Consider the following 22,725-nt stretch of genomic DNA (forward strand, 5'->3'; position numbering starts at 1 on the left):
CCCTAAGGCGCCGCTGTTATCCTTTCGTCGTGCGGATCAAGACGGATACACAGGCGGAGATCGTCAGCAACATGGGGGTTATTTATTCCGCCCCTTGCTCCAATGCATTCTCGACAGGCGTTAATTCTTCCGTGTTGAAAATCGTTTCAGGCAGATGAAAATCCTGCAGTTTCAGTAGTGCGAGCGGCCCGTCGCCCATTTCGGTTCGCATGATAAATTTCAGTGGGCTGCCGTCTGGCGTAAGCCACACCAGCTGAATCCGGCTGCTGTCAATTGGCGTAATCTGCGCCTTGCTCAGCAGACGAATAAATCCCCACTTCCCGGACTGGTTGCTGTAAAGCTGCATACCGCTGGTTACGGTACGCCAGCTAAGATCAACGCCCGGATACCAGGTCTCTCCCGGCCAGACAAAGCTTCGCCAGCTCTCCATCTGGTTGAAGTAATCGAGCTTTTGTCCGTCAAGCGTCAACTGCACGCGGGCGACATCGCGCGAGGGACGCGCCATCAGCTCAAAACGCGCACTGGCGTCTCCCTGCGCGAAAACCGTATCGGCAATAGCCGCCAGTTGATTGATTGCTGTAAGAAACGCCGGATTCACCGTCATTCCCTGGCTGGCAGAGGGGTCCACCACCCAGCGGTTACCCTCCTGATGTAAAATTCCCCCGAGATTATTTTTCAGGAAGGTGGCGATACGCCCGGAGTCAGCGCGCAGGAATTGCGCCAGTATCGGCAACGAGGCATCGCTACCGGTAGATTTAAACGGATAACGCCCGGCAAATGCGTTGTTCCATTGCTCAACAATGGTGGTCTTCCAGCGATCATTCAGGCCATTGGCTGCCGGGGCCAGAACCTGACGCCAGGCCAGATCCAGCGGCTGGACAAACAAGGCCTGCCCAAAACCGCTCCACTCCTGGCCAAGACTGGCCGCGACAAGGCTGCCGTAATCGCGGGTATCAGTCAGATCGATGGCTTTGCCCTCAAAGACCGTTTGCGCCAGCTTCTGCGCCATGGCTTGCGGATCAGGTGCGCTGGTCACCTGCTGAAGCTTAAGGCGTACCTGCGTAACGCGGGAAAGCCAGGACTGAAAGCTCAGATTGCCGCTCGCCCCGGCACCGTCTTTGCCTTCCATTAATCCGTTTAACGGGCCGAACACGCTCTCGAGCGGTCCTTCCGGCCCCTGCGCCTGTTTAAGGAATTGCTTTGCCCTTTTTTTACTCCCCATCAATTTTTTAGCAGAATCCACCAGTGAATCCGCCAGCGCCTCACTCTGCTGACCCGTTTTCCCCTGATAGTTCAGGGTATTCATCAACGCGACTAGCGGAGACTGACGCACATCTGCCAGCAGATTCAATTGCGCGATGGAATCAGATAACGAATCCGCTTCAATCCACTGGATGCTGTTGAGCATATTGAGCCAGGCATTGCCGAAATCGGTAAAGTAGCGTTCTGTCAGGCGTGCTTTGAGCGCCTCTGGCGAAATGTCGGCATCGGGCTGGTGGGCTTTATCGGTGAGTACCCAGTCAATGGCATCGTTACGGGATTTCACCACCTCATCAATGGCGCCCTGGACCTGCTCTTCCCAGGCCTGACGGGTGAACATGCCCGGCACTACCTCATCTGTGGTAAACAGCGTGGACGCATCGGTGTCGCCCGTCATATCCGCCAGCTGTAAGTCTGGCCAGTTACTGGCAATGCGCTTCAGCATCGCCTGATAGAGCCCGGTTTCTGCGTTACGCTGGCCTATCTGTTTAAGCAGGATCTGGCGAACGGTGCTGATAAGTTCAACATCAGGTTTGATTTTCCATTCCGGATGCGCCGGAAGGTTTTGCGCATAAAACGCCACTAATTTTGGCGACAGCTCGCGCCAGAGACCATCCGGTACGCCCTGACGCTTCGGCCAGATATTCACAAGTGTTCTGGCAAGCCAGCTTGCATCTGCGTTATCCGGTTGCGCCAGCATCAGATACCCTTTCAGTACATCATAGGCCCGTTGCGTCCCTTCAACTCTGGCTCTGCTGAGCGGCGGAAGTCGAACAAACGCTTCCAGTTGCTGCTGGAGTTGCGCGGCGGCGGCGTCACGCATCAACTGGGTATTATTCCTGCCATACAGCGGCCACAGCGCCGCGAGCATGTCATGATCCTGATTCAGCCCAAAGCGGGTATACCAGGGGGCGCCGGTTGCTTCCCTGTGTTGCAAACGCGCCATAGTCTGCTGGAGCCCCATCTGGTGTTTCAGGCGTTCTGAAAGCGGCTGCGTGCTATCCGCAGCGAGGCGGCTTGTCTCCTGCGCCAGATAAATATCGGTACGGTTAATGCCGAGCGACAGCAGCGTCCCCGCTCCCCAGCAAACCGCAAAAGCCAGCAGAAAAAGTGATAGTATCCTGACCCCGTCAAGACCCATTTTTTGGGGAAGTACCTGCACGCAGTCCTCCGCTACCGCCTGCCAGTTAGGCGTATTCAGGCGAGTATGAGGAATAACGGGATGGTGTGCCGCTGCCGGGCTGAACATTACGCCACGTAACCGGTAAGCCGCAGGCCCGCGCATTAAGCCTTCGATCAATACGTTGAGCTGTGATTTCAGCTCCCCCTGTAATCGGGAAGCCAGATGCAGTAAGGCGTCATGTCGCGGCTCCGCCAGCATCTGCGCGATACCTGCCCGACGCAGGCGAGGCGTAAGCGCATCGAGAACGTTCATCGCGTCGTCTGTCGTGGCATCCGGCCCAAAGAGTATTCCCGTTGCCATATCTTCGCGCGTCTCCTGTGACCAGCGCGCATTATCCGTTAGCCATAACCAGACCGGCGCCTGCCAGCCCAGCCATTGCGCGGCTTGCTGACGACAGCGGACAAAAGCATCACGCTCTATGTCAGTTGGCATTTTTTGGCTGTCGAGCACATGAACAATGCCATCCAGCGGACGGCGTGCGCGCAAACGTTTCAGGGCATGAAGTAGAGCCTCATCCTGTGGCGATTGCCCGTCGCCACCGTAAATCAGCACATTGCCATCGCCCTCCTGCCAGCATACGCTGCAAAGCCCCGGCGCCGCTTTTTCCGTATCGTCCGCCTTGCCAATCACCAGCAAGATGCGGACGTTATGCTGCCAGAATCGACCATAGCGCAGGCGAAGATGCTCTATAACGGGCGTTTCATTGAACACGGCTCCGCTTTTATCTTCCGGGCCGCGTAGTATTTCTTCATCATTCCCGGAAGCCTGTGTTTTATTCCTTCCCCACTCCAGATAGAGCCCCGATTTACCCGCATATTCAAAGGCTTTATCTATCAACCACCCCATAAGAAGCATGAAAAAAGCCAGCACTGAGCAGACCGTCAGGATCCTTGGGCCATCAAAGGGCCCGAGCCCGATATTTCTCGCCACCCACTGCGGACAGGCGTACAGCAAAAAAGCGACGAGTACCTCCAGAAAAAACAACGCGGCCACCGTCGCGCCAATAAGCGATTTTTTCTTTACCTTAGACATTCCCTGGCGTTTCCTTTAATCCATGTTGACGGGAAAGAACCACAACCCAAATCTCATCTTTGTCGGCAACCGTCTGTGCCGCGACTACCTGTTCACCGCGTTCATCGAACGCGGCGGCCGCCATCGTGACAGCCAGCCACACAGAGGCTTTTCCGGCATAACCGAGCACCGGATCCAGACAAGAGTTATTTTCAGTCAGGCTGAACGTGACGCCGTTTTGTTCGCAGGCAGTGTTCCATTCAGAGCCTGCAAGTAATAATGGGCCAGTAACCCAGGCTCCACGGAGGTATTGAGCAGAAAGCCGGGACCACAGCAGCGCTTTTGCCAGTGTGCTGGTGAGCGTGGCAGCGTGCCCCTTTTCCGGGCGGTGCAGCTGGATCGCCTGAGGAAATTCCATGGACTGGCGATTGCAGAGGATGACGGCGGTAATAGCATCCGTTCCTCCTTCCTCTGGCACAGGTGGAAATGACAGCGTAATCACAATCAGTAATGACGGGATATCCCAGTACCGGTCCAGCCAGCTATCGAACGCTTCCATACCGGAACCCGAAAACTTACAAAACTGCAGTCCCGTTCTTGCGGTAAAGTCGCGCTTGATGGATTCGCCTGCCTGAAGCGCGACTTGATCGTCGCCGTCAATGATTAACCAACAGGGAATGCCTGACGGTAATTTCTCTGCGACACGCGTGATGCAGGCTAAGATTTTGACGACGGCGCTCTCCAGCGCCTCTGCGAAATTATCCTGAAAGCCGGAAAGCTCGGCGTAGCGAATCATCCTCCTGCCACCCCGCGGCATTATCAGCGCAGGAACCGGCGTTGCGTCGGCAATGGCATGAACCAGCCTTGAGGCTTCTCTTCCCGCCGGGGTCTGTACGGTACTTCCCAGGATCCAGGCGCACCGTTGCCCACGCCGAATTTCGTTAGCCAGCAGAATGTCACGCTCCACATTTCTGGATTCCGTCGCCCTCTGTTCAGCCTTGTAACCAAGACGGCGCAGGCTGAACATTACCCCCCAGAGACAGAAAGGCAGACCCAACGCGGTAAACCAGAATACAAAACCGGTACGCGCTGTCGGCCAGTTCCAGAATGTGAACGCCGATCCTGCCAGGATAAAAATGACCAGCAACAGCAGCCATCGTCGCGTCACGGGGCGTTTAGCTAAAGGCGCTTTTTCCGGCACAGCGTCCAGCCAGACGGGCATGATTAGGCAACCTTCGCGGGAACAAATGAACTGATCAGGCTGCAACCGCAAGCACATTTATGACCATGGAAAGCAACCGGTATACCGTTATCCAGATAATTGGGGTTGCCTTCTATAATGAGGGTTATACCGTGCCCGGGAATAGGGCATGAGACCTCATCCCCTTTTCTGGCAACCCCAATCCCGCCGAATTTCATTGCTGAAGAGCATGTCATAACAAATCCACCGTGAGTGGTTTTATCGCCTTTACGAATAATGGGTAGCATAGAATTAATGGCCTCAATTGCGTTGAACGGGTTTGTGAGAACAGGAAGATTATGATGTTGAATGATTTTTTGATTGCTGTCCGATGCAGATCGTTTTAATTCGGAATTTATTTATAAAAACCTATAACAATAAAAACAGGTGGCATGTGCATTTATTATTTTTAATTATTAATCTTAGCCCCTTAGCATTTTAAAGATTGAGGCTAAAAAAGATTATTTATTAATGAATTCTACCTGTTTAACTTTTCACCCACATCAGGTGCCCGAGATTGAGCTGGATCTTGCCATACTCCGTGGCGAGCTTGATGTGCTCCTGCTGCCGCTGGTCTTCCAGCCGTAATTTGTTGTTCGCGGGCGTGCGCAGCACGTTGCGGGTGTGGTTGTCGCGGGTAACGTGGTCCGGGTGTGCGGAGTCAAGCTGCGCGTGGGCGATGTACGGACGGTCCGGGTCGCCGCTGTCAAAGGCCACCGACACCTCCGTGCCGTCCAGCAGCGGGGCGTGCCAGCCGTAATTATCGCCCGCATAGGGTTTCGCCAGCCGCAACCAGAGGTACGCATAACCCGGCTCGCGGCCCAACGTCCAGCTTCACCCGGTAGCGCCCGGTCTCGTCCAGCCAGGCGTAAATGTCGCCCTTCTGCGTGCTCTCCACCCGGGCAGGCAGCGTGCCGGATATCACCAGTCGCCTGCGCAGCGGCGGGCGAAAGCAGACCGTTTCGCTGTAGGGAATGCCGTCAAAATCCAGTAGGAAACTGGCCCGGCGCGAACCGCGGCTGCGGACACGGGTAATGACGATGCCCGCGGTAAGGGCCTCCGGCAGGCTGCCATCCGCCTCCAGCACCTGGCCGGGTAACAGATGCGGACTGGTGCTGCGACCGGTTATCAGCGACTGCCCGTTGAGAAGTCGCTCATGACGAAGCCTGGCGTAATACGCGCCGGTCTCCGGGCTGTCGCTGTCGCCTTCGGTCAGAAACGGTATCACCACAAGTGATACACCTCACTGGTGGTGATACCGTCAAGACGGCACCTTACTCATCCACTCCAGATCCGCCTGCCATTTCCCGCAGTAGCTCAACTCAAGCCGCTCCAGATTCCGATAAAACCCTTCCCAGCGCCCCATTTAACGCCGCTTCCACCACTCGCTGTGATGTTACCCCACCAGACGGTTCACCACCGCTATTAGAAAAGAAAATTATACAATAAATATCAGAGGCACTTTTTCACCCCGTTAAGAATATACGCTAATTATATGATTTTAAATATTTTATCCGCTCATTTGTTTTATCAAGCAGGCATTTTATATATATACCTGAAAAACCCGTCCCTGTTCTTGACTCATAAGTTTCGTAGTCACAACTAGCATCTCTCATTTTTATCCAAGCCTGCTGAGATTTTTTTAGAAAAACGTCACGCGACTGTACTTGCCCATAAAAATCAGCACCTTCTTTTCTGTATTGCTGAACTTGAATCGTATAAACCTGATTAAGCTCTTTATCTGCTTTTGAATAGTCCCGGCTAATTTCACTATAATACATATCTTCATCATGAGAGGACGCAGCTTGCGCTGCATTACACATTATTAAAAAAAAGTGAAACACTACACTTAATAAAGCTTTCATTACAAATACCTCTTCCTTGCATTAAATCTCTCTAGTGGAACACCGAAAGCAGTTCGCCAGTGCGTATTGGATATGTTATTTTTGAAAGCTTGTGCGCCTTCATTCAAGTCACTCATGAAATACCTTCTGGTTGAGGGGGAATTATCTCCTCTGAAAGTTAAATCCACCAAAACATCTTGAGTTTTTTGGTCAAAGCTATCGAGATCGGCTGTCACCCTAACATTGTCAATATCAACACCTTTTGAAAGCACTCTCTTAGTTACCTCGTACTGATGTTTATATACTGCTTTAAAAAGAAAGTGCTGCTGTTTTCGTGTAAGAGATTGCTCATTCAGCGGAACTGTTTTGTTAATGTCATTACAATATATAAGAGCTTCAGAACCTTGTTTGCCAACACTTCCTAATAGCCAAATCTTTAACGCTTCCGACAATGGCCTTGAGTCTTTTTCCATTTCTTGTAGAAGACTTTTTATATACGTAGTTGTTTGCTGACCAAGATCAAGGCCTCTTCCAAACGTAACGCCAGATCTACCAATAACAATTCCTCTGTTATTAGGCACATGTGGATGCCTGGAAAAGTATATGCTATCTTCTATATCGTTACCCTCTGAATCAAATGTTAATTGGCCAAAAGGAACCGTGAGCCATTTAAGAGCCATCTCATCATCACTTAATTCCTCCAAAAACATCACCGGATGAAAATGCCACACCGCCTCATCCTTATCAAAAGGCGGCACCTGACTCATCCACTCCAGATCTGCCTGCCATTTCTCGCAGTAATCCACTTCCAGCGGATCCAGATCCTTATAAAATCCTTCCCAGCGACCCGTTGAACGTCCCTTGCACCACTCGCTGTGATGTTTCACCACCAGGCGGTTCACCACCGTCCTGACCAGCGGATCGCGCACCGTCAGCGCCTGCCGCACTTCCTCCGCCGTCACCTTCCCGTCACGGTTGCCGTCCATCTCTGTCATCAGGTCCCCGTAAAACGCCGGTACCTGACTGTACTGATGCTCCGTCTCCTGCTCCGCAGACCGGCTTATCTCCCCGAATGCTGCCGGCACCCAGCCCTCATACGGGCTGTTCATCACGTCGCCACCGCCCGTTTCCTCCAGCGGCTGAAACCCCTGCCTCACCAGTTCGTACTGGTTTATCTCTTCCACATCGCTCTGGGGCAGCCAGCCCTCGCCGGTGATGTTGTACCACCAGGTCTGTGACGCATCCGCCACTGGCGTCGCCGCCTCCCGCGACAGAAGACGTTGCGCGCCAGCGCTGACGGTGGTGGCAGTAAAGACCGGCTGCCCTTCTGTGTCCTGGCGGACATACAGCGTCTTTCCCTTGCCGACCAGGAGCCAGCGCTTCTCCCCCTCCACCCTTTCCGGGTTGGCCAGGAACGCCGGCATCCGGCTGTCGGTACTCAGCACTTCCAGATGCACATACCACTCTTTGTCCACCAGCGTGCGGCTCTCTGAGGGCGACTCCGTACACCCCATAAACCCGACCGGCGTGCCCGCGCTGACGGTCCACGCTTCCTTTTCCCCTGTCACCACCACGGTATCGTAAACACCCTGTTGTACGGCCCGGCGCATCCACTCCGGCATCAGTAACTGCAGGTCGCCGTCCGGCTCCGTCAGCGTGGCGTCCAGCGTCACCCAGTACTGCTCCGCTCCCGGCACATCCCCGTTCAGCAGACGGGCCAGCCCGAAGGTGGCCAGGGTGGCTTTGCCTTTTGTCGTGATATAAAAGCGTCCCGTCCGCGACACCAAGAACCGGTCGCCGGCCTTCAGACTCCGCTTCGTTTTCGGCGGCGCGGCATAATCTCCGGCGGCCCCGTTTTCCGCAGCGCCCTCCGGCAGACCGTTCTGTCCGGGGGTATATTTACGCAGCCGTATCCCGCTGTGCCCTTCACGCACTTTATAACAGGGCGACACCGGATAATCCTCCACCGCTGCCAGATGCATGTAGAGACAGTAAAATTCCAGCCAGCTTTTTTCCTTCTGCGGGTCGGGCTGACAGACCGATTTCACCAGCACAAAGCTGCTGCTGTAACGCAGCGGCTTTCCGCAGTACGGGGCGGTCAGGTACGTATTGTTCAGCCGGTACGCCACCACCGTCCCGTCGGCCATAAACTGAAGCGGGACCGGCTCGCCGGTATTCTGTGCCTCCGGGTTCAGGGCCGAGAAAGGATTAGTGACATCGCTGATATGAATGCCACCGTGCCACAGGGTGTTTGCGCCCAGCAGCCAGGTACCGTGCGCCTCGCCATCAACAAGCCGCATCACGTCATCACATGAACGAAACACCTGACCGTCCGTGTTCCTGACGGGGTAACTGATTTTCATACGGCCTCCCTAGCGTGAAAACCGGCCGCGCTGCGGGGGCGAAACCAGCTCCGTGTCAGCCTTCCCGAATGTCTGCGTGACGCCCCTCATTGCCGCCCCTGCATCCGAGTAATTAAACACTTAGCGGGTGATATAAAATTGGCCCGTTCAAAACCAAAGAGTTGTTTTGATTTTTAATTAAGGAAATTTAAAAAAATCACCCCTCACCACTGAATCTGGTACATCCTCAATACTGTCACTTTCAATATTTTTCTCACCAAATGAATTAGAAGAGCATTCTTTAGAGCTTATAGTCTTCCCGTTTTTTTTGATTTCAAGAAATGCCAAGGCTCCGGGTTTTTCTTCAGGAACCCCAAGAACATAAGTATAAGATGCATTATTAAAACCAAAGTATGTGGTATAAGTTCCAAGATCCAACCATCTTTTTAACTTCCTTTCAGAGTTGAATTCTATTTTAAATTTGATAGCATGAGACTCTTTAAAATAATATTTAATTTTGTTATTTTTATCAGCACAAAATGCAGCGGTCCGTTTTATTTGACCCGGAAGGTCACATGACGCCACAAGATTTTCTTCAACGTTGCATCCAGCAGCATGGCAATTATAAAAAAACATAATGAAAAAATAAAAAATATAAATTTCATAAAAAAACCTTTTCACATAATTTGTAAGCATCTCTTCTCTCAGCAAGCCCCATAGCGCCACCATTCACCATTCTAGTAACCCCTGCAACATCATCATAACCTTTGCCTAAATCAGCCATGTACGGCTTGTATTTCACCCAAAACCAAATAGCACTTCGAATAGCAGACGGCATCTCGTTTATCATTTCGGGTGAATTTACTACATCTGGAGCCGATCCCTCCCAATAAGTATTATAATCTTCGAAAAAACCATTATATTTTTCATATCCTGTAATTTGCATTAGCCCCCTAAAATTTAACCATTTTCACCCATTTATTGTTCGCATAGGCAATGATAATACCTTTAATAAAATACTGCCCATTTTCTTTTTTTATTTCATACTGTGGCGCAGGATAAGGGCAATTTTCTACCCCATCTATGTAACTCAAAAAAAACTTATTTTCTTTGTGAACCATTCTATAATCACCGACACATGAAAGAGGTGCATGCCACGTAGTTAATCTAATATTAGCAATCATTTCATTGGAAATGGTTATATCATATCGTAAATAAACCCGACTTCCATTTATAAGCATCTCCCCTTGCTCTTCAAAAAAATATTTTCCCACCCATTCCGATTCAGGCATGCTAACTTCATTCGAGATACAGAAAGGTGAGAAAAGATTAAGTACGACAAAAAAAATGATTCGCAGCATTACTCTTCCTTATCCAGCACAATTAATATTTGTCAGCTTTATTACCCCACCCAACGTTTTCGAAAAAAAGTATGAACAGTCATGCTCAGAGAAAGTCTCATTATCTACAGAAGCCAAAATATCCTCCGTTAAAACAATTCTTTTGCCATTAGCTTCCTTTACACGAAACGTATAAGTTACACTTTTCCTTTTGTATACAACAGGCTTATCAAGTATAATATCTTGGTTGTTTATGATTTCTGCATTTATATATTCCAAAAAATAATTTTTTGAATCATCTCCATTAAAGATAACCCCAGGGTTTTGCAACGCCAAGGACACCCCATCTCTTTGAATGTATGCTCGTGGTGGTTTGGTTCCATAGTTTATAAACATATTTACATCCGGAAAATAATTGACAAGACTCATGTAATCTTTTTCACTAATTTTTTTCGATGAAAAAACAGATGAAAATTTTAGAAAATAATCATTAAAACAATTATCATCAGCAAGTAAACTTGTCGAAAATAAGAGCATTATAAAAAAACATTTTTCACTATAACATCCTTAATGTGTACTAGAAAAATTCAATTCAGGCGCATCCATATCAATAACTTGCAACTTATAATCATCATCAGATATTTCATATCCTTTAGGCTTCATGATATAAGAAACATCAGATAGACTATTAGGCCTAATGGACATGCAATTTGCTGTTCCGATTCTTCCCCCTCCCTGATTGCCGCCTAAAAGCAACAAATATCCTCTCTTATTAATACCATAGACGAAAGCAACGTGACTGTAATTCATCACAACTATTGCACCATAAAAGGGTTTGTCGACCTGCTCACCGCCTTGCCAGTTTATTGCACTCCATGAATTAGCTAAGGCACTATTAGTTGCACAATAAGAATATCCAGCCTGGATCATGCACCAATTTACAAAGGATGAACACCATGAAGTTGAACCATCATTTCCGCTCGCATTTGTGGTATTATGATATATTTTAATTCTATCATTTAAGACATCATCTGTTTCAATCAATGCTTTATAAGCTTGATATTCTTCAATAGCAATTGGCATCCAGTCAGGTCCGGCTTTGAATTTTTTCAAACAATTACATTGATTACGATAAACTTCACCCTCTTTTATTAAAGCATGTAGACGAGACAAGAGTTCTCTTTTTTGTATGATGCCATCATTATTACCATGATTTCCATTCACAGATGTATCCAAACTGGCATTACTGTTATAGGATCTTTGGTTATCACGCTGGGAATACAATGCTGCATCATCTGGTTTCCCTACACCTTCCGGGCAAAATATATATGTATAAACATCCTCAGGTTTCTTAATGAGATCAAATTTATCTTTATTAGAAGTAAAATAAAATTTAACGTATTCTAGTTGCTCAATCTCATCCATTAATGCCAGATCTTTTTTTGTAACATTACAGCCATGCGTTTGATTTATTTGATCTACGGCGGCTTGTGTAAATTGTATTAAGCCAACCGCGTGATTAGAAACCAAATCATCGTTACGGTTTATCTCTGAATTGCTATATGCGTGAAGTTCTATTTTTGGTCTTGGCCCATTAGCACCTTGCACATATATTACATCACCATTTTTATCTTTGACTTCCCTGTATCCTATTACTGAAGAAGAAAACATTCGACTTGTTTCAACAGACATGCACCCCATTAGTACATCCGCATAATCCTTACCTTTCTCTCTCCCCCAAAGTTCGTTGCAAATTTGAAGAGTTTTCTTTCTAAACCTACAGCCTTTTTCTTTGCCATGTACATTATCAACTATTTGACCCCAGATGAGCTTGGCACAATCCAACTCAACACGTAAAGCCCCAAGAAACATTACCGGATGCATATGCCATGGCTCCGCCACCATTTCCGGCACCTGTTTCATCCAGACGATCTTATCCAGAAAGGCTTCGGTATAATCCCGCCACGCCTGAGCATCTTCGCCCAGCGAATCCAGGTAATTCTTCCACGGCGCATCACCTTTGCTGTAGTACCACTCTCCCGGATGTTTCACGATTAACCGGAATAACTGATTCCGGTAAGAGGGGTTATGTATCGCCTGTACATATTCCTCTTCTGAATAATACCCATCCCGGTTACTGTCCACCTGCTCCAGAAGCCGCCGGTAGTTAAACGCATTCAGCGCATATTCACTGCGCGTTTCCGCCTGCGCGGCCGCATATAACTGCTCCAGAATACTCTTCACCACGCCCGCCGGGTGATGTATGCCGTCTATCAGGTCAAAATTGTCTGTTGTACTCTTCAGCGTTGTAAAACCCAGCGCCGCGAAGGCATACCGCGAAATTTTTTCTGCCTTTTCTGCTGCAAGCCAGCCTGCTTCCGGCTCGATTTCATAATAGGCCGCGCGCTTTTTATCCGTCACACTGTGGCCGTCCCGGTCCACGCCTGTCACCTGTGACATCTCGACCACTCCCGGCGCCGTGGTTTTCCGCTGCGCATCCACCATGACGCCCTTTGCGTCCGGCATCATCAGCGGCACATCCTTGTCATATTTCAGACAGACAGGATCGTCTTCCCCCACCTTTTCCGGGATGGTCAGGAAGTTCTCCAGGTTTTCATCCGTGCTCAGGCACTCAATATGCACCTGATAGCGCGACAGCTTGCCGTTATCCGTTGGCAGCTCAAAAAACCCCAGGTGCCCGATACTGTCTCCCGCCATAATCTTCAACGGCGTGCTCAGACTGACCACCCTGTCAAACACAGGTTGACCGTCTGACGTACTTTCGTTTTCTGCTGTCAGGCTGTCACCATCAGATACCATCCAGACCCGGTTACCTTTTGCCTCCTTTCCCGCGACCTGACCGAGCGTGACCAGACTGAAGGTGTGACTGTCGCTGCTGCGTATCACCTGGAATGCTGTATTGCTCAGGTCAGCTGATACCGGAAAACCGGCCTGCAGCGTGCCGGCGCTATGGTTTGCCAGCACATCGTCCCGGCTCAGATAGTAGCGCCAGTTTTTTGCCGTTCTGTAACGTGTCAGTGAGCCGCCCGCCGGACTGTAGGCCGGAGTGCAGTTAGTCCACCATGACGGTGTATCTGCCGTACCGGATGCCAGAGGCGACCCTTCAGGCACGTTCACCAGCGTGACCTCACTGTACTGACGGTTTTGCTGATTACGTGACGCGCTGATGACCTCATTTCCCAGTGTTACATGGCTTCCGGCGGGAAGTGAGCCTGCTTTTTTCCCGCTATCACATCCTCAGCACTGGCGTAATAGGTCAGTGCGCTGGCCGTCACCCTTTCATTTTCATCACCTTGCCGGTAAACGCTGAAAGGCGCCATGTTCATGTACAGCGTAAAGAATGTCAGCCCGCTTTCTTTTTTCTCTCCGGGCTGCACGTAATGTCTGACCAGCACAAAGGAGCCGGAAAAAAGAGCGGACTGCCGTGCCATTGAACGGATGCATAGTCCTTACATACCCGGTACGTAATTATCTCGCCATCCGCCATGCATCTGACAGACTGCTCCCCTTTACAGGGCTCACCCGCCACGTACTTCACTTCGGAACTGTTGTTACCGCTAAGGGCGCACCAGGGTGTTGTGAGGTTGGTGATATGTATGCCCCCGTGCCACATTCCCTGCGTTCCCACCAGATAGGGGCCGGAATTTTCACCATCCAGGTGAGTCAGTATTTCTTCCTGGCTGTTAAACGCTTTACCCTGACCATCTGACGGAACAGGGAAAGTGATTGCTGGTAAGACTGACATTGCATCCGTGCTCCGTGTTAGTTACTGGCCCATTTCCCGGTATTCTTTTCATCCACGCTGGTGTCAGACTTCTGCGAGTCAGATGACACCACGCTGACATCAGACTTTTGAAAATCAGGTGACTCACCTTTCATCGACGCCCCCGTCCCCGTCCCCGTCACCAGATACGTCGCCACCTTCATCAGCATGTCGCCCTGCGAGCCGTGCTCGATGCCGCTTTTGCTCAGCTTCAGGTACGATCCGCCGCCGTTCAGCGTCAGCGTCTCCGGCGTGCTGAGACAATCTCATCCTCATTACTCGTGACGGTGAAACGGTCACGCGCGAACAGCGACATCGTGTTGTGCTGCGCCTGTATCTCCACCTCGCCCTGATTCGCCACCACCTTCGCGCCGTCCTTATGCACAAACAGCCCCAGCGCTTTCTCCACCGTCACCGACAGGTTTTTCATCGCCCCCACATCCAGATGCTGACCGGCGTTTATAATCCTGATACAAGTGCTTGCTTGATCCAGGCTATCATGTCTAGAAAATGTTCACTTTATTTCTTCTGTTCCAGAGATTTTTAGTAAATTAAAAAACGATTTCGACTAGCTTTAACTTTCTTGAAATATAAGTTGTTTATTTTTAAATCATAGCTTTATATCATTTGTAAAGGTTGTCATGGCAAACCTTTGATGTTAATATAGCCTTGGCCGTAATTAGGACTTATCTCTAGTCTGCATCGTATTCTTCACCGTTCCAACGTAGTATATACTTAGGTCCGCAAAATATATCTTTCATTCCATTATGAAAGTGCTTGGTCACCCCTAAAAAAGTACACATATATGTTCCGTCAATAGATTTTCCATCATGCATATTTATATCAAACGTTAAGATTGGCGAGCTATCGAGGCTGGACATACAATCTAATTGCTCACAAGTACCAGGTGGAGTTGTATTTGAAAATATATATTTAATAACATCTTTATATCCATCACCATTCAGGTCAACATTTACTGTTCCCATTTGCCCATCCACAAAACCTGTGTCTTTTAATCCACTGGCGCTAACTAATATATCATTCCTATTAATGCAATATGCTTTTGTAGATATAACTAACATGCACAATGCTCTTGTAAAATATTTTAATCGTAAGTCCATATCATCCAGCCTCAGGAATGCCTAATTTGTAATTAATTCTGATATTCTCAGCTATTTCATTTTTAGTGATTTTACCGTCATTGTTTCTATCGTGATAAAGGTTTTTGCTATAATAGTCTCCATCGCTTGTTTCATAAACAATGTCATTTGGTCCAAGCAATATCGTCTTAGGTCTAAAAATAGAGTAATAAACATCTTCAAGAGTCCATTTTTCTGTTGGAACTCCAACATTGTCTGCCTGCATTTTAAAGTATTTCTTAACATATTCCATTTGCTCTACATGGTTCATCAACCTGAGTTTATGGGTTGAAGTTCCAAGATCTTTAGCCGTATCATCCATAAACTGAATTAGACCCGTTGCAGATGAGCCAGGATTCTTGATATCTGTTCTGAATGTTTTCCCCGTTTCGAGTGCTATACAGGCCATTATGTAATTAGGATCAATATTTAACTCTTTGGAAACTTCTAATAGTTTAGACCTAAATGCCTCTGCTTTGATTACCCCAAATTTTTCTGTAAATTTTTTCATCCATATAATTTTATCTCTTTTAATAAATGAACCCAGAAACATCAGCGGATGCATATGCCATAACACCGGCCCCAGTTTTAATTTCTTCAGTTCCTGCATCCAGCAGAGCCTGTCAGTGAACTGCTGCGTGTACGGCACCCAGTCCGGTGCATACTTTTCCAGCGTTTTAATAAAACCTGCCCACATATCCTCGTCACTTCTGTAATACCAGTCACTCGGATGCATGACGATGGTTTTATACAGCGTATCCCGGTAAGACGGATTGTGAACCGCACGCCGGTATTCATCCGGTGAATATAAGCCGTCACGGTTACTGTCTATTTTATTCAGCAGCCGCCGGTAGTTATGGGGATCCAGTGCATTGCTGACCCGCCGGTCCTTCTGCGACACCTCAAGCAGCTTTTCGTAAAGCTGCCTTACCAGCCCTTTCGGCTGCTTTTTTCCGTCGAGATGAACAAAGCTCTCCGGCGTGTCTTTCATTACAGTGAAGCCCAGTTTTCCGAGGTCATACTGCGACAGCTGCTCCGGTGATGTCTCGCCTTTAAGCACAAACCCTTCCGGGAAATGATAGTACTGCTCCGGTTTATCCCTGGTGCCGCCTGTTTCCACCGGCACCTGTGACAGCAACAGGAGGGTGTCTTCTTTTGTGTTGTCGGCGGTTTTAATAAAACCCGTGTTCACGTCGTGCTGATACAGCGCGAGACCGGGCGTGCATCTGATGTACAGCGGATTATCTTTCCCTGCCGCCTCCGGGTTAGTCAGGAAGGTTTCCAGATTGTCATCCGCGCTCAGGCATTCGATATGCACCTGATAACGGGATTCCTTCCCCGCGTCTGTCGGTGCCTGCACAAACCCCAGATGTCCGACCGGGGCACCGGCTGCAATGGCAAACGGTTCATTCACACACACCACATCGTCAAACTGCATTTTATCCTTCGCTGATGCCATCAGGGGCGCCCACCACGCCGGACGCACAGGCCCCTCATATTCAGGCACCAGATTTCCCCGGTCGCACACCACCCAGACGCTGTCGCCTGCGCTCAGCGCCGGATTACCCTCCAGCCCGTCAACCAGCGTGACGCGGGCATACTGACGGCCGTTTTTGGCCTTTTGGGTGGCCGCCGCATCGGTTTTATCCCATGACACCCGCGTTCCGCCGGGCAGCAAGCGCACACACCACAGTAGCGTGTCATCGATATACGCGTTAATGTGCTGACCGTCCGCCACTTTCATGAGTTTACTGTCCTGCGGGTAAGCGCAATACGGCGCCAGATGCATGTACAGCGTGTAAAAATGCAGGCCACTTTTTTCCGTTTTACCCGGCTGGATATAGTGCCGGACCAGTACAAAAGAACCCGAAACGCTGAGCGGCCCGGTTATCCCGCTGACCGGGATATAATTCTTACAAAGCCGGTAAGCCACCACCTCACCGTCTGCCATACAGCGTACCGCATGCTGGCCGTTATACTGTGCGGTTTCGCCCGCGCCATTACCGCTGAGCGCGCACCACGGTGTCGTTGCATCCGTGATGTGAATGCCGCCGTGCCACATCCCGTTACGACCAATCAGAAAGAACCCGGTTGATTCGCCCTCCAGATGCGCCAGAATTTCATCGGTATGATTAAATTCCTGTCCGCTTTCCTTACGGATGGGGTAGCAAATGTTAATTATGCTTTTCTGCGAAGAGTTCTCCGGCATATTCTCTGAGCCAGAATCTTTATAATGATAAAGTACATATTTTGTATTCTGGTCACGATAAACCTGAGCTGGATAAAATCCCTTGTCCTGAACATAATCTGACACCCAACTTGTGCCATTAAACATGGTCATATGACCATGCGGATGACCGGGCGCGTTTTGGATAACGACAACGTCCCCTGCTCTCTGGGATGAAACTGAATACACGCCACCCGTATTAACCGTCGTGGCTGACTTATCCGCTTCAAAACCGATTGACTCCAGCCATGCTCCATAATCTTTAGCGGCATTAATATCAGAACCAGCAGACGATGCTCCTCCTGAAATTAATGCAGCTTTAACATATCTTGCACACTGTCCGTTACCATATTTATATTTCCTGGCAAGGATTTCTGCGTTTTTATTTAACGTGGCAATAGCTCTTTCTATATCGATCATTTCACCACCATTACTGCTGGTTACAAGTTTCACTAACCCTTGAGTAAAGTTTCACTGAATCCATTAACCATCGCCCCTGTTTCTTTATCAGGTGTATCTGATAGACTGACTTACTTCTGTTATAACCAAGGATGAGATTTATATCCGCTGTGTTTTTTTTGAGCTCCAGATTATTCGTGAATATGTTATAAGCCCAGTCCCGGCATGCTTCCTGAGCGCTGGTGAAATAATCCGCACCAGTGTCGTTATCTTGCATAAGATTTCTGAGATGTTGCGTCGTATATTCACTTACAGCCTTTTCACTGTCTGCCAGACTACGTTTAATATCTGGGTCACCCCAGGCAGTAAGATATGCGAAATAAAATTGCTTAACCGTCTCCTCCGGGGATGAAATGCTACTCCCGGCAACCTCAGATTCCTGTCCAAATGAAACAGAAGAAAAGCAGGCAGCCATCATTAAAACGGTAGCTAACCTTGAAATGGAATTATTAATTTTCAAAGTCCTGCACATCCTGTTTACATGACAAACTAATGTAGCTATCACTGCGATATAGTGCATGTTTTTCACCCCTAGTCATTCCTCGATTTACTGCTGAAATCATCCTGTACCGAAATATCGCCTTTTCTGAAATTCACGGTTTCATTTGGCATGTCAGCCCCCGTCCCCGTCACCAGATAGGTCGCCACCTTCATCAGCATGTCACCCTGCGAGCCGTGCTCAATGCCGCTTTTGCTCAGCTTCAGATACGACCCGCCGCCGTTCAGCGTCAGCGTCTCCGGCGTGCTGATGACAATCTCATCCTCATTACTCGTGACGGTGAAACGGTCACGCGCGAACAGCGACATCGTGTTGTGCTGCGCCTGTATCTCCACCTCACCCTGATTCGCCACCACCTTCGCGCCGTCCTTATGCACAAACAGCCCCAGCGCTTTCTCCACCGTCACCGACAGGTTTTTCATCGCCCCCACATCCAGATGCTGACCGGCGTTTATCATGGTGTTTCCGGCGCTGGTCAGCTGGAGATGTTCCCCGGAGCTGAGCGCCATCCCCCGTGGCGCGCTTGCCAGCACCACGGCGGAATGCAGCTGCGCCAGCCGGTCCTGCACCAGAGACAGCTGCGTGCCGATATCGCAGGTCAGCGCCTGCGCCACCTTCGCCGCGTTATTCAGCGCCTGCATCTCACGGTTCGCCTGATTTATCTGGCCCAGCGCCTCTGTCATCGCCAGCACCGGTCCCTGCGCTTTCAGCTGCTCATGCGCCGACAGGTATATCCCCTTTGCCGCCCGCACCGCGCCGTACTCATCCGTGCGCAGCTCAAAACCGGTGCCGCGCGCCTGTCGCCGGGCATCCACCAGATGCCCCAGGTTCAGCTGTGTCTTGCCGTACTCCGTGGCGAGCTTGATGTGCTCCTGCTGCCGCTGGTCTTCCAGCCGTAATTTGTTGTTAGCGGGCGTGCGCAGCACGTTGCGGGTGTGGTTGTCGCGGGTGACGTGGTCCGGGTGTGCGGAGTCATGCTGCGCGTGGGCGATATATGGACGGTCCGGGTCGCCACTGTCAAAGGCCACCGACACCTCCGTGCCGTCCAGCAGCGGGGCGTGCCAGCCGTAATTATCCCCCGCGTAGGGTTTTGCCAGCCGCAGCCAGAAGTTGCATATCCGGCTCTTTGCAAATCTCTGGCCCATTCCATGGGGTCGTTACTGTTAAATAAAAAATGGTATCTCGGATTTTTTTGGAAAAATTCCGCTCGTCCATTAATACTCGTCTCATAAGAGTCGTACGCTTGAAATTTATCAACAATCCTAGCTCTTACTCCATTTTCAACTTCATGGGTATAATCTTCAACTAATCAGGATTTCCATGTGCTTTTATTCAAAATATATTGTAACTGTATTTTTTTGAATTTATGTCAGTAGGTACAGATTTTCCATATCCCGTTTCTAATATAGCCTGCGCAGTCGTAATACGCGCCGGCCTCCGGGCTGTCGGGGTCACCTTCTGATACCAATGAATTTTATTGTTTCAGAATTAAACAGTATCGAGTCGCCGAAGATGGGTTCATAACTCATGAAGGATTTTAAGCAAAAATTTACCTTTTATCTGTGTGTTCCTTGGAAATATATCTAAGACATACCTTTGCAATAACCATTTTTACCAATTATTTTTAAAATCTATTTGACTCAGTGATGCCAATTCAACCCAGCCAGTAACTTTACCACCTGACTTTGTTTGATAAATAACTTTGGTATAATTGCCCTGCGTTTCTAACCGCTGCACATAATCCCCATTCACAATGAATGCCTTTGTTTTTTTCATTCCAGAGTTAGATTTATCAAAAAAATACACACGCTTTTTGCTACGAACCTGATAAACGACCTCACCTGAAAGACAGTATATCTGAGCTTTATTATACTCATTATTGTAGGACAGCTTTATTGGTTTTTTGGGATCGACAGTTATATCAAACAATTCTGCCTTGCTTTTTTTAAACAAAACCCACCCTATCGTCCCCGTGCCATTAGTATCAATAACTAGTTTTGCTCTAATAATAGAATCGTTATCATCATCAATCATCAAATTTACTTCTTTGGGTTTAACATTCCATTCGTTAAACGGATAACTACTACTCCTCACTAATTCAGTAAAATATGAGTAACATTGCTCTGGGCTTGCAGCAAATGACATAGGTAACGGCAACACATAAAATAACAGAATCATTATACTTTTATGAGCTTTCATTTGCTCTCCCCTTTGATTTCATCAACAAAAGTATGCCTCATTTTCGAAATGGCAGATCTATAGTGCTCTTGTACTGTTGGGTTTCGTGAGTGCCAATTCGCCCAATTACCCCCATTCCTTTTTATGTAATCAACCTTATATTCCATTGCAGCCAAGACAGATGGGAATATAATATATCCCTTTTTTCTGCTTGTGATTTGCTGATTACCCCCTTGGCCACTTAACCCTTTATTTTCGAAGGCCCACCAAACTCCAATAGGTGAATATTCAGGGTGGCGTAAAAATAGAGACTCATTCCAACCATACCCTGGCGGTTGAGGATTTTTCCCAGATACCTCCATGCCACCTGCACCACATCGTTTGTACTGCGTTGATAGAAAATGACCTGTTTCATCCCTATATAGCTGCTCGATTGTTTTAGCCATATCGTAGCCGTATTCTTCATAAATAGTTTTTAATGCTTCTTTAGCATCTGAGGGGGTATAATGTCTATATATAGAAACTGATTGAATTTTCAAAGAGCCAAGAAAAAATATCGGATGCATATGCCACAGCGCTGGCCCCAGTTTTTCTGTGGTCACATCCTGCATCCAGACCATCTTATCGAGAAAATCTTCACTGTATTGCTTCCATTCCGGTGCTTCTTTCTCCAGCGCGTTCAGGAACGGTTTCCAGATGGCGTCATCTTTTTTGAAATACCAGTCGCTTGGATGTCTGACGATTGTTTTCTGAATGACGTCCCGGTAGTCGGGATTATGCAGCGCACTCCTGTATTCCACCGGAGAATAACGATCGCTTCCGCTGTCAATTTTATCCAGCAGCCGCTGATAATTATGCCTCACCAGCGCATGGCTTGTGCGGGTATCACCGGTCGCCGCCTCGCAGAGTGCGTTGATAAGGCTGCGGAAGAAGCCGACAGGCTGGTTTTCTCCATCCAGGTAATCAAAACTGGTTGACTGCACAATTTCCGTTCTGAAGCCCAGCTTTGCCAGATCATACTGTGACAAAAGCTGCGGCTCCGCCTGCCCTTTGGGCGCGTAGGCATTTTCCGGCAAAAGCTGCCAGTATTCCTGCTTTGTGGATTTATCCGTTTCAGTAGTGACTTTACTCAGTGGCAGGATCCCTGTCCGCGTTGCCGACGTCGTCCCTTTTGCAAAGGTGCCTTTCGCGACATCTTTTGTGTACAGCGCAAGCCCCGGTGAATACTTCAGCCAGAGGGGATTTTTCTCCCCCGATTTTTCTGGATTGGTCAGGAATTTTTCCAGATTATCATCCATGCTCGTGCATTCGATATGTACCTGATAACGTGCCTCATAGCCGCCCTCTGTGGGCGCCTGAAAATACCCCATATGCCCGACGGGGTCGCCAGCCTTTATGGCAAACGGTTTACTGAGGCTGACCGTTTTATCAAATACCATGATCTCTTTCGAGGGAGGAAGCAGATGCGCCCACCACCCGGGGCCACTGCCCGGCGCGGGTTTTATGTTGTTATTATCGACCAGCATCCATACCCGTTGCCCGGCTTTCAGCTTTCCGCTGTCAGCATTGAGAGTTGCCAGCCCGTAAGTGCGCCCTCCATGAGTGGATATCAGTGACTGATCAGAGGGATCCCAGGTCACAGGCATTTCCTTTTTGACCGTACCAGCACTCGCAGGTTTCTGGTCACTGCGACTCAGGCTCATGATTAACCAGTCAGCTTCAGAATAACCGGAGAGAGTGTCCTGGGTGATCCAGTGGACATTTTTAGCGCTTTCATAGGCCGAGTACGGTGCCAGATGCATATACAGGGTACAGAAATGCAGCCCGCTCGTTTTTTTCTCGCCCGGCTGGATATAGTGTTTTACCAGTACAAATGAACCCGAAAAATACAGCGGACCGGATTCCCAGCCCAGCGTCAGGTAGTCCCTACAGATACGATACGCAACCACTTCCCCGTCGGCCATACAGCGAATCGCCTGCTCACCTTTATAAGCGACCGGGAAGTCGATCATTTCTGATGTCGCTTTGCCACTCAGGGCGCACCAGGGCGTTGTGGCATGAGTGATATGAATCCCGCCATGCCACATCCCGTTGCGGCCAATCGTATACTGACCGGTTGATTCGCCCGCGAGATGCGAAAGAATATCGTCCAGACTGGCAAATTCATTCCCGCTCTTACCGGAAGGAACAGGCCAGGCAATTTTGGGTAATACAGGCAC

Annotated in this window: 16 protein-coding genes and 3 pseudogenes; all 19 read right to left on the bottom strand. The window is 49.1% G+C overall.

Annotated elements, in window-relative coordinates; all coding sequences use genetic code 11:
• Positions 1 to 82: 82 nt before the first annotated feature.
• Positions 83 to 3,475 (bottom strand): ImcF-related family protein, encoded by a 3,393-nt coding sequence (locus AB8W27_RS11080; RefSeq protein WP_041923493.1) that lies wholly within the window; start codon positions 3,473 to 3,475, stop codon positions 83 to 85.
• The gene (locus tag AB8W27_RS11085) at positions 3,468 to 4,676 is read right to left on the bottom strand and encodes a membrane protein (protein WP_015741089.1); all 1,209 of its coding nucleotides are present in this window, start codon (positions 4,674 to 4,676) and stop codon (positions 3,468 to 3,470) included. The genes AB8W27_RS11080 and AB8W27_RS11085 overlap by 8 nt, the downstream gene beginning before the upstream one ends.
• A 2-nt stretch (positions 4,677 to 4,678) precedes the next feature.
• Positions 4,679 to 4,942 carry a PAAR domain-containing protein gene (locus tag AB8W27_RS11090; RefSeq protein WP_015741088.1) on the bottom strand — a complete coding sequence of 88 codons (264 nt, stop codon included), beginning with the start codon at positions 4,940 to 4,942 and terminating at the stop codon, positions 4,679 to 4,681.
• 253 nt (positions 4,943 to 5,195) lie between these two features.
• Positions 5,196 to 5,957, bottom strand: a pseudogene (locus tag AB8W27_RS11095) (type VI secretion system Vgr family protein); the annotation flags it as partial.
• A gap of 224 nt (positions 5,958 to 6,181) precedes the next feature.
• Positions 6,182 to 6,559, bottom strand: a complete 378-nt coding sequence (locus tag AB8W27_RS11100; protein ID WP_081469646.1) for a lysozyme inhibitor LprI family protein — start codon at positions 6,557 to 6,559, stop codon at positions 6,182 to 6,184.
• The gene (locus tag AB8W27_RS11105; protein ID WP_282913999.1) at positions 6,559 to 8,901 is read right to left on the bottom strand and encodes a hypothetical protein; all 2,343 of its coding nucleotides are present in this window, start codon (positions 8,899 to 8,901) and stop codon (positions 6,559 to 6,561) included. The genes AB8W27_RS11100 and AB8W27_RS11105 overlap by 1 nt, the downstream gene beginning before the upstream one ends.
• 177 nt (positions 8,902 to 9,078) lie before the next feature.
• A complete protein-coding gene (locus tag AB8W27_RS11110) occupies positions 9,079 to 9,609 on the bottom strand; it encodes a hypothetical protein (protein ID WP_015741084.1) in 531 nt (176 codons plus the stop codon).
• Positions 9,542 to 9,826, bottom strand: a complete 285-nt coding sequence (locus AB8W27_RS11115) for a hypothetical protein (protein WP_282914000.1) — start codon at positions 9,824 to 9,826, stop codon at positions 9,542 to 9,544. Before AB8W27_RS11115 ends, AB8W27_RS11110 begins: the two co-directional genes overlap by 68 nt.
• 7 nt (positions 9,827 to 9,833) lie before the next feature.
• Positions 9,834 to 10,241, bottom strand: a complete 408-nt coding sequence (locus AB8W27_RS11120) for a hypothetical protein (protein ID WP_015741083.1) — start codon at positions 10,239 to 10,241, stop codon at positions 9,834 to 9,836.
• A 9-nt stretch (positions 10,242 to 10,250) separates the two neighbouring features.
• Positions 10,251 to 10,757: a hypothetical protein gene (locus AB8W27_RS11125; protein ID WP_369832969.1), complete on the bottom strand. Its 507-nt coding sequence runs from the start codon at positions 10,755 to 10,757 to the stop codon at positions 10,251 to 10,253.
• A gap of 30 nt (positions 10,758 to 10,787) precedes the next feature.
• Positions 10,788 to 13,358, bottom strand: coding sequence for a CHAP domain-containing protein (locus tag AB8W27_RS11130; protein ID WP_282914001.1), 2,571 nt, complete (start codon positions 13,356 to 13,358; stop codon positions 10,788 to 10,790).
• A gap of 68 nt (positions 13,359 to 13,426) precedes the next feature.
• Positions 13,427 to 13,672 (bottom strand): hypothetical protein, encoded by a 246-nt coding sequence (locus tag AB8W27_RS11135; RefSeq protein WP_049787146.1) that lies wholly within the window; start codon positions 13,670 to 13,672, stop codon positions 13,427 to 13,429.
• A gap of 331 nt (positions 13,673 to 14,003) precedes the next feature.
• Positions 14,004 to 14,503 (bottom strand): annotated as a pseudogene (locus AB8W27_RS11140) (DUF2345 domain-containing protein); the annotation flags it as partial.
• A gap of 193 nt (positions 14,504 to 14,696) precedes the next feature.
• Entirely contained in the window at positions 14,697 to 15,086 is a 390-nt protein-coding gene (locus tag AB8W27_RS11145; protein ID WP_161577677.1) for a hypothetical protein, read from the bottom strand.
• A gap of 40 nt (positions 15,087 to 15,126) precedes the next feature.
• Positions 15,127 to 17,790 carry a hypothetical protein gene (locus tag AB8W27_RS11150; protein WP_015741077.1) on the bottom strand — a complete coding sequence of 888 codons (2,664 nt, stop codon included), beginning with the start codon at positions 17,788 to 17,790 and terminating at the stop codon, positions 15,127 to 15,129.
• Positions 17,791 to 17,800: 10 nt separating this feature from the next.
• Positions 17,801 to 18,289 carry a DUF3828 domain-containing protein gene (locus tag AB8W27_RS11155; RefSeq protein WP_282914003.1) on the bottom strand — a complete coding sequence of 163 codons (489 nt, stop codon included), beginning with the start codon at positions 18,287 to 18,289 and terminating at the stop codon, positions 17,801 to 17,803.
• A 71-nt stretch (positions 18,290 to 18,360) separates the two neighbouring features.
• Positions 18,361 to 19,550 (bottom strand): annotated as a pseudogene (locus AB8W27_RS11160) (DUF2345 domain-containing protein); the annotation flags it as partial.
• Between the two features lie 389 nt (positions 19,551 to 19,939).
• Complete coding sequence (locus AB8W27_RS11165; RefSeq protein WP_049787144.1) at positions 19,940 to 20,527, bottom strand: hypothetical protein; 588 nt, start codon at positions 20,525 to 20,527, stop codon at positions 19,940 to 19,942.
• Positions 20,524 to 22,725 (bottom strand): hypothetical protein, encoded by a 2,202-nt coding sequence (locus tag AB8W27_RS11170; RefSeq protein WP_015741073.1) that lies wholly within the window; start codon positions 22,723 to 22,725, stop codon positions 20,524 to 20,526. Before AB8W27_RS11170 ends, AB8W27_RS11165 begins: the two co-directional genes overlap by 4 nt.

The organism is Cronobacter turicensis (assembly GCF_041222865.1).
Classification (GTDB): Bacteria; Pseudomonadota; Gammaproteobacteria; order Enterobacterales; family Enterobacteriaceae; genus Cronobacter; species Cronobacter turicensis.

Bases quoted from the DNA above. Each gene is read 5' to 3' on its own strand.
- AB8W27_RS11080 (WP_041923493.1), bottom strand. From the start codon at position 3,475: ATGTCTAAGGTAAAGAAAAAATCGCTTATTGGCGCGACGGTGGCCGCG.
- AB8W27_RS11085 (WP_015741089.1), bottom strand. From the start codon at position 4,676: ATGCCCGTCTGGCTGGACGCTGTGCCGGAAAAAGCGCCTTTAGCTAAA.
- AB8W27_RS11090 (WP_015741088.1), bottom strand. From the start codon at position 4,942: ATGCTACCCATTATTCGTAAAGGCGATAAAACCACTCACGGTGGATTT.
- AB8W27_RS11100 (WP_081469646.1), bottom strand. From the start codon at position 6,559: ATGAAAGCTTTATTAAGTGTAGTGTTTCACTTTTTTTTAATAATGTGT.
- AB8W27_RS11105 (WP_282913999.1), bottom strand. From the start codon at position 8,901: ATGAAAATCAGTTACCCCGTCAGGAACACGGACGGTCAGGTGTTTCGT.
- AB8W27_RS11110 (WP_015741084.1), bottom strand. From the start codon at position 9,609: ATGGTGGCGCTATGGGGCTTGCTGAGAGAAGAGATGCTTACAAATTAT.
- AB8W27_RS11115 (WP_282914000.1), bottom strand. From the start codon at position 9,826: ATGCAAATTACAGGATATGAAAAATATAATGGTTTTTTCGAAGATTAT.
- AB8W27_RS11120 (WP_015741083.1), bottom strand. From the start codon at position 10,241: ATGCTGCGAATCATTTTTTTTGTCGTACTTAATCTTTTCTCACCTTTC.
- AB8W27_RS11125 (WP_369832969.1), bottom strand. From the start codon at position 10,757: ATGCTCTTATTTTCGACAAGTTTACTTGCTGATGATAATTGTTTTAAT.
- AB8W27_RS11135 (WP_049787146.1), bottom strand. From the start codon at position 13,672: ATGGCACGGCAGTCCGCTCTTTTTTCCGGCTCCTTTGTGCTGGTCAGA.
- AB8W27_RS11145 (WP_161577677.1), bottom strand. From the start codon at position 15,086: ATGTTAGTTATATCTACAAAAGCATATTGCATTAATAGGAATGATATA.
- AB8W27_RS11150 (WP_015741077.1), bottom strand. From the start codon at position 17,790: ATGATCGATATAGAAAGAGCTATTGCCACGTTAAATAAAAACGCAGAA.
- AB8W27_RS11165 (WP_049787144.1), bottom strand. From the start codon at position 20,527: ATGAAAGCTCATAAAAGTATAATGATTCTGTTATTTTATGTGTTGCCG.